Raw genomic sequence first — 14480 nt, 5'->3', positions numbered from 1 at the left:
GCGTCAAATACAGCTTCACCGCCCGAAGGCGTTCTTCGTATGAGTACATGGACTACCTCCAAAGTAGTCCAAGATTTTGTCCGCATCCCCGGTGGGTCAGTTTTAGGTGCAATTCAACACCAATATCGATAGTAAGGCGGAGAGCTATCCATAAAACCGGCTTTTCCTTGTTGTTAGTTTATTCTTCCTGACCACTACTTCGGTTCTACCTCGGCCCAATGTACAGGACGAATTAAACGATGCAATTGATCTGAAGCATTAGAGTTGTCTTCATCTCACATCAGCAGACTCATTTTGTGAGCCTGTAGTTGGTGCATAGTGAAAAATAAGCTTTTTGGGTTGTACAGAAAAATTCAAAGAACCACAAAAACATCAGGGCTTTGAATCCTCCCCATAAGGTTTACAATTGATCCAAATATCACGATGGACAACGATCCATCAGCGCAATAATGGGAGCGTATTCGTGGAAGAGAAAAAAGTAGATGTGGCCATTATTGGCTCTGGCAGTGCCGGTCTCTATGCATTAGGCAAGGTTAAGCCTTCAGGTAAAAGTTTTGTCCTGATCAATGGCGGCGAACAAGGCACCACCTGTGCTCGTGTAGGCTGTATGCCTTCCAAGGCCCTGATTCAGGCGGCTGAGGATTTCCATCGCTGCAAAATCCTGGGTCGTTACGGGGTTGAAGGACACAAAGCGCTTACCCTGGACACCGAAGAGGCGATCGGCCATGTACAGGATCTGCGCGACACCTTTGTGGACCGAGTCATCAGTAACAGCACCGCTCACATGAGTGATGAAGTGTTTATCGAGGGTTATGCAAAATTCGTCGAGCCGAACCTGCTGGATGTGGACGGACTACGGATTCGTGCAGAAAAGATCATCATCGCTACAGGTTCCCGCCCCGTCATGCCCAAGCCCTGGGCGGCTTTTGGCGACAGGATACTCACTACAGATCAACTGTTTGAGGAAGAGGATCTGCCAGAGTCACTGGCCGTGATCGGTCTGGGTGTCATTGGCCTGGAGATTGGTCAATCCCTTGCCAGATTGGGTGTGGACGTAACCGGCTTCGATATGCTGGAGACAATCGGTGGTCTGGACGACCCTGAAGTGGCCAAGGCGGCCATTGATATTATCGGCAAGGATTTCCCCCTCTATCTCGGCCATGGCGCAGAGATTACCGAAGAGGACGATAAATTGCGGGTAACGGCCGGCGATAAATCAGTGTTGGTCGAGAAGGTGCTCGCCAGCCTTGGCCGACGACCCAATCTGGATAATTTGCAATTGGAGAACGCCGGCATTGAGTTGGGTGAAAATGGCATGCCTGCCTACAACCCACAGACCATGCAGATTGGCAACAGCGCAATCTTTCTGGCCGGCGATGTAAATGGCGACCGCCCCCTGCTGCACGAGGCGGGTGACGAGGGTCGAATTGCAGGCTTTAACGCCACCAGTGACAAGATTCAGGCCTTTCAGCGCAAGCCCCCTATCGCCATCAATTTTGTTGATCCGAATATCTGCCATGTGGGTAAACGCTGGTCTGAACTGGATCAGGAGACGACCGTGACCGGTGAAGTTAATCTGGCACCTGTAGGGCGCGCCCTGATCATGGGCAAAAACAAAGGTATCATCCGGGTTTATGCCGATAAGGCCAGCGGCAAGCTCTTGGGAAGTGAAATGATCTGCACCAAGGGGGAGAATCTAGCCCATTTGCTGGCTTGGTGTATTCAGCAGGATCTGACGGTGGGAGAGTTGCTACAGATGCCGTTCTATCATCCGGTTATTGAGGAGGCACTACAGGCCGCCCTGTACGACCTTTACGGTAAAGTCGACCAGAAAAATAGCAGTCCGATCACAGAACTCAGAACAGTTCAGTAATCAGACTGAAGGGACAGGGATGTCCCAGATATAGAGGGCAATCTCACCCTCACTGCGGCAGTCTTTTGTAATGTCCGACTAGCTGTCCATTGTATGCCAACGTCATTCGATCCAGCCCCTCAACACGCAGGGTAAAGCGCAGACGGGTTTCTGTATCCTGGGGTGTTGTGCAATCCAGCTGTAGATCAGATCCACTCTTGCCACCCCAGAAACAGTGGTGTGAAGCCGCCCCACTCTTGGCATCGATAAGTTCGGCACGACCTTCAAAGTGGACCAGCACTTTTGAAACGGCCCCATCACTTGGCTCAACGAGACCCCAATTCCCCGAGCCGGGGTGCGCTGAACAACCCACCAGGCCAAGCCCTATGAGGACTGATAGTACGACAATTCTGATTCGTTGCTTCATACACATATCGCTGCTTTGCTACTTGTGGGGGCACTCTGGGCTGTACTCGTGTATACAGACAGGGCACGGAAATGATTATGTCGTGGCATTATAAAGCAGAGCAGGTCAATTGGGGCAGAATATTGGCTTTTTGTGCTGGCTATGACCTGGCCACTGGCACCGTAGGAGTGGCAGCCGCAGTGATCTTCAATAATGGCAGATGAGTGACTTCTGTAAATATGCCACAATAGGGATCAGTAGAAACTCACGATTGTGAATCTGCAATCCAATATTCGCACTTCAGCAAAAGAAAGGTTATGGCACAGTATATTTATACAATGAATCGTGTCGGCAAAGTGGTGCCGCCAAAACGCGTGATCCTCCGTGATATATCGCTCTCCTTCTTTCCTGGCGCCAAGATCGGTGTGCTTGGTCTGAACGGTTCCGGTAAATCAACCCTGCTACGCATCATGGCCGGTATTGATACCGACATCGAAGGTGAAGCGCGTCCGCAAGCTGGAATCCATGTCGGCTACTTACCCCAGGAACCTCAACTTGATCCGGCAAAAGATGTGCGGGGCAATGTAGAAGAGGCGCTCGGCGATGTCGTCGAGGCACTCGCCGAACTGGACAAGGTCTATGCGGCCTATGCCGAACCCGATGCTGACTTTGATGCTCTGGCCTCCAAACAGGCCAAACTGGAAGATCTCATCAATGCAAAAGACGGGCACAACCTGGAACGCACCTTAGAGATCGCTGCCGATGCCTTACGACTCCCCCCCTGGGATGCGGATGTCACCAAGCTATCAGGCGGTGAACGCCGTCGGGTGGCCCTGTGCAAGCTACTCTTATCCAAGCCCGATATGTTGCTGCTGGATGAACCGACCAACCATCTCGACGCTGAATCAGTCGCCTGGCTGGAGCGTTTTCTGCACGATTATCCCGGTACCGTTGTGGCGGTTACCCATGACCGCTACTTCCTGGACAACGTAGCCGGCTGGATTCTGGAACTGGATCGTGGTCACGGAATCCCTTGGGAAGGCAACTACAGCTCCTGGTTGGAACAGAAAGAGGCTCGCCTCGAGATGGAGCAGAAACAAGAGGCCGCCCGTATCAAGAGCATGAAACATGAGCTCGAATGGGTGCGCTCCAACCCGAAGGGACGGCATGCCAAGAGCAAGGCCCGTCTGTCACGGTTTGATGAACTGCAGAGTCAGGAGTTTCAGAAACGCAACGAGACCAACGAGATCTATATTCCACCCGGTGAACGCCTGGGTGATCTGGTTGTTGAGGCGAGGGGGCTTTCCAAGGCATTTGGCGACAAGCTTCTCTACAGTGATCTTACGTTCACCCTACCAAAGGGTGGTATTGTGGGAATTATCGGACCCAACGGTGCTGGTAAGACCACACTATTCCGTTTGCTGACTGGCCAGGAACAACCGGATGGCGGTGAGCTGAAAGTGGGTGAAACGGTTAAAATATCCTCTGTTGAACAATCCAGAGAAGCGCTGGATGATAACAACACGGTTTGGCAGGAACTCTCCGGTGGCGCCGATATCATCACGATCGGGCGTTATGAACTGAACTCCCGTGCCTACGCCAGCCGCTTCAATTTCAAGGGCACGGATCAACAGAAACGGATAGGCGATCTCTCTGGCGGTGAACGCAACCGGGTTCACCTGGCGAAGACACTGCAACAGGGCGGTAATGTTTTGCTGCTCGACGAACCGACCAACGATCTGGATGTTGAGACCCTTCGGGCCCTGGAGGAGGCGCTGCTCACCTTCCCCGGCTGCGTGGTAGTCATCTCACATGATCGCTGGTTCCTCGATCGTATCGCTACCCACATTCTCGCCTTTGAAGGTGATTCACAAGTCACCTGGTTTGAAGGTAACTACGCCGATTATGAAGCGGACCGGAAACGTCGCCTTGGGGCTGAGGCGGATCAACCCCATCGGATTAAGTACAAACCTCTCAACCGATGATTAAGTGACCGCCCTCTTCCCAGTGAAGAGGGCGCACGCCGCTTCATTGTATAGACTATCCAGCGGACTCTGGCAGACAACATGACTCAGGCTGAACAACTGATACTGCGTACAGAAGCATTGATTGAGCGACTGGAAGCCGTTTTTTCTCCTGCAAATTTAGAACCTGATTGGAATCACATTGCTTATCGGTGGTTGCCATCAAAAGGGTTACTGCCCATTCTCCGTCCGCAGCGCGTTCGGTTGGATGACATACTCTGTACCGATCTGGCCAAGGCCGAGATCACGCGTAATACCCGTCAGTTTGTCGAAGGCCGGAGCGCCAATAACACCCTTCTATGGGGATCAAGGGGAACCGGGAAGTCCTCACTGATAAAGGCACTGCTCAATGAGTATGCTGACCAAGGGCTACGCCTGATAGAGGTAGAGAAACAAGACCTGATCCACCTCACATCTATTATTGAGGTGATCCAGGATCGTCCTGAAAAATTCATTCTCTATTGTGATGATTTATCTTTTGAAGCAGATGATCCCAGTTACAAATCACTCAAGGCGATCCTTGATGGCTCCTTATCGGCACCACCAGAAAATGTGCTGATCTACGCCACATCCAACCGCCGCCACTTGCTCCCTGAATTCAAGCAAGAGAATCAGGACGTACACATTGTTGATGGCGAAATACACCAGAATGAGAGTGTTGAGGAGAAGATCTCCCTGTCTGAACGGTTCGGGCTCTGGCTCTCCTTCTACCCGTTCAGCCAGGATCAGTATCTGCAGATCGTAGATCATTGGCTGGCACAGCTGGGGGCTGAGACTACCGCCAATGAAACGACCCGACTCCACGCATTGCGCTTTGCACTTCAGCGTGGATCACGCAGTGGGCGTGTCGCACTACAATTTGCCCGTGATTGGGCTGGACGGCTACCAGAAGACGTCCAATAGAAACCGATTAACCGCGTCGCCAGGTCGTTCCCTGGGGGCTGTCCTCCAGCACAACACCTTGCGCCTTAAGTTCGTCACGCAGACGATCCGCCTCTGCCCAGTTTTTTCCGGCCTTGGCCTCCTGTCGCTGCTGGATCATCGATTCGATCTGATCATCCGAAAGACCACTCGCACTCTCGCCACCCCGCAGATACTGCTCGGGATCATCCTGCAGGATACCCAGTACGTCTCCCAGACGACGCAATTCCGCCGCCAGTGAGGCCGCCCGACCCACATCTTCCTGACGCACCCTGTTGATCTCCCGCACCAGGTCAAACAACACCGCCAAAGCCTCTGGGGTATTGAAATCATCATCCATCGCGGCATGGAATCGTTCCGCGTAGGCGCTTTCATCTGTGGGTTCAGCCGAGGGTAATCCCCGCATGGCAGTATAGAAACGGGTCAGCGCGCTGCGGGCGTTATCCAAGTGCTCGTCATCATAGTTGAGCGGACTGCGATACTGACTGGTCAATATGAAGTAGCGAACCTCTTCGGCCTGATAACGGGCCAGTATCTCCCGCACGGTGAAAAAATTGCCCAGCGACTTGGACATCTTCTCATCATTGATGCGTACAAATCCGTTGTGCATCCAGTAATTCACGAACTGTTTACCGGTAGCACCCTCAGACTGAGCGATCTCATTTTCATGGTGAGGAAACGTCAAATCAGCACCCCCACCATGGATATCAAAAGTATCACCGAGGCAGCAGGTGGACATAGCAGAACACTCAATATGCCAGCCCGGGCGGCCCTCTCCCCAGGGCGAATCCCAGGCCGGCTCACCCGGCTTTGCGGACTTCCACAGCACGAAATCCAGTGGATTGCGCTTTTGGCTGTCCACCTCAACGCGCGCCCCCGCCTGTAGATCTTCCAGGCTTTTGCCAGAAAGCTTGCCATAACCCTCAAAGCTGTCTACAGAATAATAGACATCCCGGTTATCTGCGGCATAGGCATGACCGTTTGCGATAAGACGCTCAATCATGTCCACAATTTCAGCAATATGTGCCGTTGCCCGGGGCTCGCTATCTGGCGTCAAGATCCCCAGCGCATCAGAATCCTCATGCATTGCTGTGATGAATCGTTCGGTGAGGTCGGTGAACGCCTCTCCATTCTCATTGGCCCGATTGATAATCTTGTCATCGATATCGGTGATATTACGGATATAAGTGACGTCAAAGCCTTGCCTCTTCAGGTAGCGATAAACCACATCAAACACCACCATCACCCGAGCATGTCCTAAATGACACAGGTCATAGACCGTCATTCCGCAGACATACATGCGGACTTTTCCCGGCTCAAGTGGGACAAACGCTTCTTTTTGATTGGTAAGATCGTTGTAGATCTTCAGCATAACAACTCCGGCAGATCACTTTTTGAATTACGCCGCGCCAACTCACGCCGAACGCCGTATTCCTAAACACTTTATCCCGCGCATAGTAAACGAAAGCGCGCGGCCAACAAAGTGATTGGCGCTATTAAGGGCTTTTTCCTGAAGCCACTAACCTTTATGATAATCTGTTTATGCACGCTCTCAGAGTGTGCCGAACCTTCTCAAATGAGTGAGCATCAATAATGATTAAACGTTTTTATTCCTATCTGCTACCCATTGCATTGATCTTTGGCCTCACCGCACAAGCCAATGCCGAGATGACCCGTGTGTTGATGAAAACCACGCAGGGAGAGATTGAGCTCGAATTGGATGGTGATAAGGCACCCGTAACCGTCGAGAACTTTCTTCGTTATGTCGACGAAGGATTCTATTCCGACACCGTATTCCATCGGGTCATCAACGGATTCATGATTCAGGGCGGTGGTTTCACGGCCGATCTTGATCAGAAACGGGGACACTCATCGATTAAAAATGAGGCCAAGAACGGCCTGTCCAATGTCCGCGGCAGTATCGCAATGGCACGTACCAGTGACCCACATTCAGCTACCTCCCAGTTCTTTATCAATCATAGGGATAATGACAACCTCGATCATCCCAGCTTCGATGGATGGGGCTATGCGGTTTTTGGTCGTGTAACCAAGGGGATAGAGACTGTAGACAAAATTGCCGACGTGGCGACCACCAATAGCATGGGCATGCAAAATGTGCCTACCGAGGCCGTTATCATCGAAAGCGTAACCCGAATCTCCAACTAAACAGAGGAAACTCACAGCATGATTACACTCAAGACCAATCAAGGCGATATCATTATCGAACTGGATGAAGAGAAGGCCCCCATCACCAGCGCCAACTTTGCCCAGTATGTAAAAGACGGTTTTTATAACGGCACCATCTTCCACCGCGTGATCAACAACTTCATGATTCAGGGCGGCGGTTTTGAAGTCGGCATGAAAGAGAAGACCACTCGCGCCCCCATCGAAAATGAGGCGAAGAATGGTCTGAGCAACGTAATCGGTTCCATTGCCATGGCCCGTACGATGGATCCGCACTCAGCTTCTGCCCAGTTCTTTATCAATGTTTCAGACAACAAATTCTTGGATTACCCCGGTCAGGATGGCTGGGGATACTGTGTATTTGGAAAAGTCACTGAAGGCATGGATGTTATCAACAAGATGAAAAACGTCGACACCACCATGCGTGCTGGCCACCAGGATGTCCCTGCTGAAGACCTGATTATCGAAGAAGCGATCATCAGCGAGTAATTGAAACTGTTATGGGTGACACACTCATCATCTCTGATCTCCATTTATCCGGGAGCCGACCGGCCACGGTTGACCTGTTCCTACGTTTTTTACAGGAACAGGCCAGCCATGCTGACCATCTCTATATCCTCGGAGACCTGTTTGACGCCTGGATAGGGGATGATGATGACACCCCACCTATACCCACTATCATTGAGGGGATGCGAGAACTGACCTCAAAGGGGTGCAAACTTTCCATCATGCAGGGTAACCGGGACTTTCTACTGGGAGTGCGCTTTGCGGCCGCCACAGGCTGCAATCTGCTTCCTGATCCCTATGTTCTAGAACTGCATGATGTACCGATCCTGTTGATGCATGGTGATCTACTCTGCACAGACGACAAAGAGTATCTACAGGCACGTCAACTATTAAGAAGTGAGGCGTTTATTCAGGACTTCATGTCACGATCGATCGTAGAGCGCCTACACTTGGCCGCTGAATATCGCAAACGTAGTGGCGAGGTGATTTCGCTAAAATCTGCCGATATCATGGATGTCAATCAAGGTGCCGTAGAAGACTACATGCAAACACACGGCGTATTGCTATTGATTCATGGCCACACACATCGTCCTGCGGTGCATGAGTTTGAACTGAACACAGAGACGGCACGGCGCTATGTGTTGGAAGATTGGCACGAAGACTCATGCACTTATCTTCGAATCTGCCGAGATGGGATACGACAGGAGTCATTTAACTGAAACAGCGATCTGCACGATTGATGTGCAACAGAGTGCCACAGGGCATTCGCTGAACCTGGCTCAGACTAGTCAGACTTAATAGTGATTTTTCGTTCAGCTTTACCCAACACTTTTTGAAATCCTATACGCGCCTGGGTATTAATCAGCAAGGGTGCCATGAAATTAGCATTCACATTTAAGTCACCGGTTTTCTCCTGTTTCTCATCCGCGAATCGGCGATAGACAATAACCAGCAGCACGAGATCCTCAACCCGCTCTAACTGTAACAGCGACTGCTCTTCATCTGTAAGCGTGAATTCATAATGGATATTAAGATTCTCTGGCGCAAGTACAGAAAATGTCAGATCGGGGTCATCCGTTGACTGGAGATAGCCAACGACATCAGCCGAAGTTTGATGAAACAGCTGATACGCTTTGTGCTTCTCAAACCCGGGAATACCTTGAGGAAAAACAATATTGGTTTCAGGCTCACAGATCTGTGGACCAAAAAGGGTACTCTCGATCTTCACAATAACTCCACAACGGGTTAACGCATGCGGTACAGCTTCCCCGCCTACCCGCAGCAATGCTCAAGGGATTGCATTCTAGCGATCCAGGCACAGGGCCCAAGAGACGATTACTTATCTTTGGTGGGATCTTCCAGGTCACCAAAATCGATATCGATTGAAGAGAGGTCATCATCATCCGACTCTTCCTCTAAATCTTCAAATATAGACAGCCCACTGGACACGTCTGGAACATCCAGATCATCAAGATTCATGTCCAGGTTCATATCCATTTCCAAGGGATCATCAGACAACAGAGGGTCTTCATTCGCTTCCACGGGCGCAGGGGACTGTGAAGCAGAGGCCATACCGCCCGTCCCCCATGCGACATGATCAGGCACAAGATCATGGCCCATTTCCACTATCTTCTCCCAAAGCTCGGGCGACTGGACCATAAGTGTGGCATAGACCTGATCAAGATAACGGCTGAAAGCCTTCTTATCGCGCCTGAAAGCATAGATCTCAAGCAACTTGGCCTTCAGCTCCGGGCTCTCTGGATTGAGTGTCATGGCCTCTTCGACCAATGTTTCCGCCTGACTATATCGCCGGTAGGCCAGATAAATATCGGCCTCGGTGAGAATAGATGTAATGTCTGCCCCCTGCTCTGGAAACATGGATGCAGTATCAGAAGCAGTCTCTCTCGGCGTTGCCTTACGTGTCTCCAGGGGCGCTTCAAACAGCTCATCGATCATTGCAACAGGCTCGGATATTTCCTTGTTACCAACCTTGACCTGCTGACTGGACATCTGAAATAGATCCGGTGCTTCAAAGGCACCTTCATTGTCAGATCTGCGGCGTCCGAACAGAAGCATCGATGCCAATATAAAGATGATGATACCCATCAGTATCATCCAGTATTCGCTCTTCCAGTACGATTCCAAAGGACGCGACTCAGTAACTTGTGTATCTGTTGATACATTCCCAGTCCGCATGGAATCAGACCCTAGAGCAGGCACGCTGGTCGAAGAAGAGGGCATCTGACCACCGGCCACGGGACCTGCGGTGAGCCCAACCTGTTCAATCTGTTTTCTCAGGGACTCAAGTTGCGCGTCCTTCTCATCCAAGGCCTTTTTTAGCGCTTGCACCTTAGACTCAAGCGCAGCGCGCAATTCGACGATATCCTGACTGATATCCTGAACCGCAGCCAACTCCTGCTCAGAGTCTTTAATGGCCTCACGCAGTTTGTCACTCTCTTGAGCTGGATAACCTAATTCACTTTTATCACTCAACTGCCAGCTACGATCTGCATCAACGACGCGTAAACGCTGCCCCTCTGGTGCCGGAGATTCCGCTTTTGCAGTCGCTTCGGTTGTCTCTGTCACCGTCTCATCTGCGACAACAGGTGCAGTCATCATCTCTTGCCCTGCTACTACTGGAGGTTCTGCCGGATTCGTTACCCTTTCAGTAGATGACTGCGCTCCAGATCCAACAGCTGTAGGTTCTGGTTGCTTATCAGGCTGAGTCTTGGAAGATTTGGAGTTCAGCTGACGCCACTCAGTCATCTGCTGCTTCACGCTTGCCCGCGCTTCAGACTCTCCGATGGAGGCAATATCTTCAGCAGACGGTACCGTAAGCACTGCACCTTTCTTCAGCAGATTGATGTTGTCATACTGAAAGGCATCTGGATTGGCTTTAAGCAGTGCAACCATCGTTTGGTTGCGTGAAAAAGCTTTATCAGGCTGTACCTTTCCCGCGATCACCCAGAGTGTTTCACTACTTCTAATTGGCCCATAGGTGGTATCGACGCTTTGTTGTGGTGACTGGGGCTTTGTCGCGGCGATGCTGCGTTTTGGGGAGACCGCCGCCTGTGCTTTGGGCGCATGGTAGGTAGGAGGATCAAGAAGCACAGTAAACTCTCGAATTAAACTACCTCCCGCCCAGCTGACCTCTATGAGGAAATCCAGAAAAGGCTCGCGGACGGTTTCCCGGGTCGTCACCTGGATATAAGACCCACCCCGTTCGGTGGCTATTGCCTTAAAGCGTAACTTTGATAAGAGAAAGGGGCGATCAATTCCCGCGCGCCTAAAGACATCAGCACTGGCCAACCTTACTCGCAAATCTTCGATTTGTGTCGGGCTAGCCGATATGAGCTGAATCTTGGCATCCAGTGGCTCATTCAGTGCAGAATTTACACTTATTCCACCGAGTCCCAATGCATCGACCACTGTCGAGAACACCAGAAGAAAGAGAAATGCAGATAGCTTATTAATCATTCTTTTATTTTGGACGAAATCCGAATCCCATTCGCCATGATCTTTCGATCTCCCCTACCCGATTCTTAGCCGGGCAATCATACCTTCGTAGCAATATAAAACAATCGGTTACCTACGTCACTTAAAACCAAACATAAATTTAATAGTTGGTTAGCCCCAAATAATATCACCTACCCTGATTCCATAAGTCGAAGCATATCGTTATAGGTCGCGTAGTTGGCATAAGCCAGCACAGGAAGCACGACCAGCAACAACGGCAAAGCCAACAATACGGTAAAAAAAGTCAAACCACCCAACAAGATAGCCCACATAAACATAATCCGAGGGTTTCTCGACACCACTTTCACACTAAAAGTAACTGCATCAACTAATCCAGACTTTTTTTCAAGGGCAAACGGGATAGAAAGCACGGTTATGCAGAAGATGATAAAACTGAGCACAGCACCCAGAATACATGCAAAAATCAAAAAAGCGGTTGCATCGGCCTTGAGAACCGGATCAGCATTGAAATCAGCCAAGGATATAGGGACAAAATCGAAATAGACGCTATAGATTATGAGCGCATCAGTTATCCAGATCAGATAGAGCACCAAGGAAACCAGCCCAATCACCAGAACGGCAGCCGGACACTGATGGAAAGCTTCCTTAATATCAGCAAAATTGGGATGCTGACCCGCATGAATGATCCCTGCAAGATGGTAGTAAACTGTCACCAGACTCGGCACCACAAGCAAGAAGCCTCCGGCCAGTATAAAATAGACCAGACTAAAGCCTTCTGTGATGAGCCCCAAAACCGCAATCAAGCCGATTGCAAGAAAAACGGCCGCATAGGCCATGTTGAGTACCGGTGCGCGCCTAAAGTCCTGCCAACCACGACAAAGCCATTCCCAAACAACAGAGAACATCAGTCTCTCCCTATGAACTTCGATCTTTATTAGTGAACACACATAGCGCGTCTATTTTAAAGTAATTTTAGACGTTTGAAACGGATCTTGCTGGTTTCACAAAGAAATAGGCGGCGTAATCATGGAGAAAGACCATGCGTATCGATATCAAACGGGAAGTAGTGCGCCTATCGATACGATGAATCCTTGCAGAAACAAGCCAAACTAAATCGACTACTCTTTAGGCTTATCTTGCTCATCGGCGGAAAATTTCATGCTGAGATTAGGCAGGCTCACCTTACCGATCACATGCAAAACCACCCCAACCCCGACAAAAAACACGACTGAGGCACCAAAACTCGCGACCACTGGATGATCACTTCCCAGTTCCCCTGAGTAATATACAGTCGCCCCAATACAGCTAATAGCCGCAATATAAGAGATGATAGCGATAATAAAAGACACTTTCTGGGCAGTACTCGTTTGCTTCACCTAATACCTCGGGTGTGGAGCTGAATGAAGGCTGCAGGTTACCCCAATCGACACAAGCGGGCCAATAAATCTAAGATAATAATAGGGAATTGGCTTGCCAAGATTCAGAAAATTAGTTTATTTTAAATTTTCTATCTATCACAGATCACCACCACGCTATTAATTTATGCCTGACCAAGAACAGATAACACTGCAGATTTCGGCAGCGCAGATTGAACAATTTTGCACCGAACTCTGTCGGGGCAGCTCAAATGTCAGCAGAAAACACGCAACCTTGATCGCACTGGAAGGGATCATTACCCGATACTCATCGACAGATACCTACAGCGCGCCATTCCACAAAATTCTATCCATCATTCAAGATTATTCAGAACAAACCCGCGAGCAGCTGCTCAACGAATATGCCGATGAACTCATCCCAGCGCTAGCCGAACAGAATCCACGTTCGATATCCAGAGTTCATGAGTCACTCTCTCGAAATGGATTTGACCTGATTTTAGATCGCGTCCTGAACAATTTTAATGCTCAACACCTAGCCTCACTCAAGAAGTGGATTGATGGATGGTGTGGTGAGGCAGAAACAAAAGCACTCGCCGCCAGCGGCTTCCCGGATGCATTGAACTTCAAAGGCGCGGGCATTGCCCTTGCTGACTACCGTGCAATGTCTGAACTCAAGAGGAAATTGAGTACGCTATGAAGTATCTGATGATATTCCTGGGTTTGCTGATTGGCTTTCCCCTTGCTCTGGCCACTGAGAATGAAACTGATCATGAAAAATTGATCTCAGTAGTTGAGGCATCCAATCTCTATGCAGATGGACAGTCTGCACGCATCGAAGGGAAAGCCATTTTACTGCTGATCTCACAAGAACACTGCAGCTTCTGCGTGCAAATCAAGCAGGAAGTAATCGGCCCAATGATCCGCAGTGGCGCCTATAACAAGCGATTAATTATTCGCGAATTACTACTGGATACGGGTTCTGATGTCATCGATTTCAAGGGGGTTCGCAGAGGAAACCACGACTTTTCCTATGATTACAAAGTTACCCTGACGCCTACCCTACTTTTTCTTGATGCTGCCGGCAACGAATTGGCCGCTAAAATGGTGGGCATTCAAACTCCGGATATGTTCTATTATTATGTTGATCAGTCCATACAAGAAGCTCTCGGGTCATTGGACAGACAGGCAAAACGCTGATAACGCTAAGATATGAGTCTCTATGAAGCCAGGCCTGAAACCTGAATATTTTTATCTTTTGATGTCACTCGCACTGACGCAGACGGCCTATAGCCAGTCAGGTGCTAATGCACAACAATTTCAAACGGGTGGCGCAGCCTGCGTCGTTGCAAAAAAACTCGGGAACTCCTTGGCTATCCAGTGGGCTACCGGAGAACCCTCAGTCTCACAGGCTATCGATAAGGCTAAACAAGCATTACAGAGGCAGGGTTACGAATACGTATTCCCACAATCCAATAGTCATGCACAGCATGGCTGGATAGTGATCATAAAAACACATTACAGCACCTACACAGGACGTGAACGAACCAGCTTTGGCTGTGGTTTTGATGATCATTCTGCAGAGACGGCAGAACAGCGTGCACTGGCCAATCTACGCAGCTACTCCTGGGGCTGGAAATCCAATCTGGGATACGAGGTAATAGAGAAAAAGAAATATTGATTATCCGGACAAAAAACAAAAGCAAACAGTATTCACTGAGCTGATTTGCTGGCAA

General features: G+C 49.9%; 16 protein-coding genes. 10 read left to right on the top strand and 6 right to left on the bottom strand.

Annotation, left to right across the window (positions count from 1 at the left end; all coding sequences use genetic code 11):
• The first annotated feature begins 463 nt into the window (after positions 1 to 463).
• The gene (locus tag FHP88_RS09970) at positions 464 to 1873 is read left to right on the top strand and encodes a dihydrolipoyl dehydrogenase (protein ID WP_144358893.1); all 1410 of its coding nucleotides are present in this window, start codon (positions 464 to 466) and stop codon (positions 1871 to 1873) included.
• A gap of 49 nt (positions 1874 to 1922) precedes the next feature.
• Here FHP88_RS09970 and FHP88_RS09965 read toward each other — a convergent pair whose 3' ends face one another.
• On the bottom strand, positions 1923 to 2279 hold the full coding sequence (locus FHP88_RS09965) for a hypothetical protein (RefSeq protein WP_144358892.1): 357 nt from the start codon (positions 2277 to 2279) through the stop codon (positions 1923 to 1925).
• Positions 2280 to 2356: 77 nt separating this feature from the next.
• Here FHP88_RS09965 and FHP88_RS19360 point away from each other — a divergent pair, with 77 nt between their 5' ends.
• The 3 genes from FHP88_RS19360 (at position 2357) to FHP88_RS09955 (ending at position 5185) form a co-directional block, all read left to right on the top strand.
• The gene (locus FHP88_RS19360; RefSeq protein WP_260843232.1) at positions 2357 to 2482 is read left to right on the top strand and encodes a hypothetical protein; all 126 of its coding nucleotides are present in this window, start codon (positions 2357 to 2359) and stop codon (positions 2480 to 2482) included.
• Positions 2483 to 2575: 93 nt separating this feature from the next.
• Positions 2576 to 4243 (top strand): energy-dependent translational throttle protein EttA, encoded by a 1668-nt coding sequence (ettA, locus tag FHP88_RS09960; protein WP_144358891.1) that lies wholly within the window; start codon positions 2576 to 2578, stop codon positions 4241 to 4243.
• Between the two features lie 81 nt (positions 4244 to 4324).
• The gene (locus FHP88_RS09955; RefSeq protein WP_144358890.1) at positions 4325 to 5185 is read left to right on the top strand and encodes an ATP-binding protein; all 861 of its coding nucleotides are present in this window, start codon (positions 4325 to 4327) and stop codon (positions 5183 to 5185) included.
• Between the two features lie 7 nt (positions 5186 to 5192).
• On the opposite strand, the gene cysS is transcribed toward FHP88_RS09955, so the two are convergent.
• Entirely contained in the window at positions 5193 to 6575 is a 1383-nt protein-coding gene (cysS, locus tag FHP88_RS09950) for a cysteine--tRNA ligase (RefSeq protein WP_144358889.1), read from the bottom strand.
• A gap of 296 nt (positions 6576 to 6871) precedes the next feature.
• On the opposite strand from cysS, the gene FHP88_RS09945 reads away from it, so the two are divergent.
• From FHP88_RS09945 to FHP88_RS09935, 3 genes are read left to right on the top strand one after another with little or no spacing between them, the layout of a single operon-like run.
• Positions 6872 to 7369, top strand: coding sequence for a peptidylprolyl isomerase (locus tag FHP88_RS09945; RefSeq protein WP_335341529.1), 498 nt, complete (start codon positions 6872 to 6874; stop codon positions 7367 to 7369).
• 18 nt (positions 7370 to 7387) lie between these two features.
• On the top strand, positions 7388 to 7876 hold the full coding sequence (locus FHP88_RS09940; RefSeq protein WP_144358887.1) for a peptidylprolyl isomerase: 489 nt from the start codon (positions 7388 to 7390) through the stop codon (positions 7874 to 7876).
• Between the two features lie 11 nt (positions 7877 to 7887).
• Positions 7888 to 8613, top strand: a complete 726-nt coding sequence (locus tag FHP88_RS09935) for a UDP-2,3-diacylglucosamine diphosphatase (protein WP_144358886.1) — start codon at positions 7888 to 7890, stop codon at positions 8611 to 8613.
• A 65-nt stretch (positions 8614 to 8678) separates the two neighbouring features.
• Here FHP88_RS09935 and fliW read toward each other — a convergent pair whose 3' ends face one another.
• The 4 genes from fliW to FHP88_RS09915 form a co-directional block, all read right to left on the bottom strand.
• On the bottom strand, positions 8679 to 9122 hold the full coding sequence (gene fliW, locus FHP88_RS09930) for a flagellar assembly protein FliW (RefSeq protein ID WP_186297678.1): 444 nt from the start codon (positions 9120 to 9122) through the stop codon (positions 8679 to 8681).
• 107 nt (positions 9123 to 9229) lie between these two features.
• Entirely contained in the window at positions 9230 to 11371 is a 2142-nt protein-coding gene (locus FHP88_RS09925) for a FimV family protein (protein WP_144358884.1), read from the bottom strand.
• Positions 11372 to 11541: 170 nt separating this feature from the next.
• A complete protein-coding gene (locus FHP88_RS09920) occupies positions 11542 to 12276 on the bottom strand; it encodes a DUF2189 domain-containing protein (protein ID WP_144358883.1) in 735 nt (244 codons plus the stop codon).
• 213 nt (positions 12277 to 12489) lie between these two features.
• Positions 12490 to 12747, bottom strand: a complete 258-nt coding sequence (locus tag FHP88_RS09915; protein WP_144358882.1) for a hemerythrin family protein — start codon at positions 12745 to 12747, stop codon at positions 12490 to 12492.
• A 166-nt stretch (positions 12748 to 12913) separates the two neighbouring features.
• Here FHP88_RS09915 and FHP88_RS09910 point away from each other — a divergent pair, with 166 nt between their 5' ends.
• From FHP88_RS09910 to FHP88_RS09900, 3 genes are read left to right on the top strand one after another with little or no spacing between them, the layout of a single operon-like run.
• A complete protein-coding gene (locus tag FHP88_RS09910; RefSeq protein WP_144358881.1) occupies positions 12914 to 13444 on the top strand; it encodes a hypothetical protein in 531 nt (176 codons plus the stop codon).
• Entirely contained in the window at positions 13441 to 13944 is a 504-nt protein-coding gene (locus tag FHP88_RS09905; RefSeq protein WP_144358880.1) for a thioredoxin family protein, read from the top strand. Before FHP88_RS09910 ends, FHP88_RS09905 begins: the two co-directional genes overlap by 4 nt.
• A 22-nt stretch (positions 13945 to 13966) precedes the next feature.
• Positions 13967 to 14425, top strand: a complete 459-nt coding sequence (locus FHP88_RS09900; protein WP_144358879.1) for a hypothetical protein — start codon at positions 13967 to 13969, stop codon at positions 14423 to 14425.
• The last annotated feature ends 55 nt before the right edge of the window (positions 14426 to 14480 follow it).

It is taken from the genome of Sedimenticola selenatireducens (genome assembly GCF_007625115.1).
GTDB lineage: Bacteria > Pseudomonadota > Gammaproteobacteria > Chromatiales > Chromatiaceae > Sedimenticola > Sedimenticola selenatireducens_A.
This window is presented reverse-complemented; position numbering and strand designations above follow the sequence as displayed.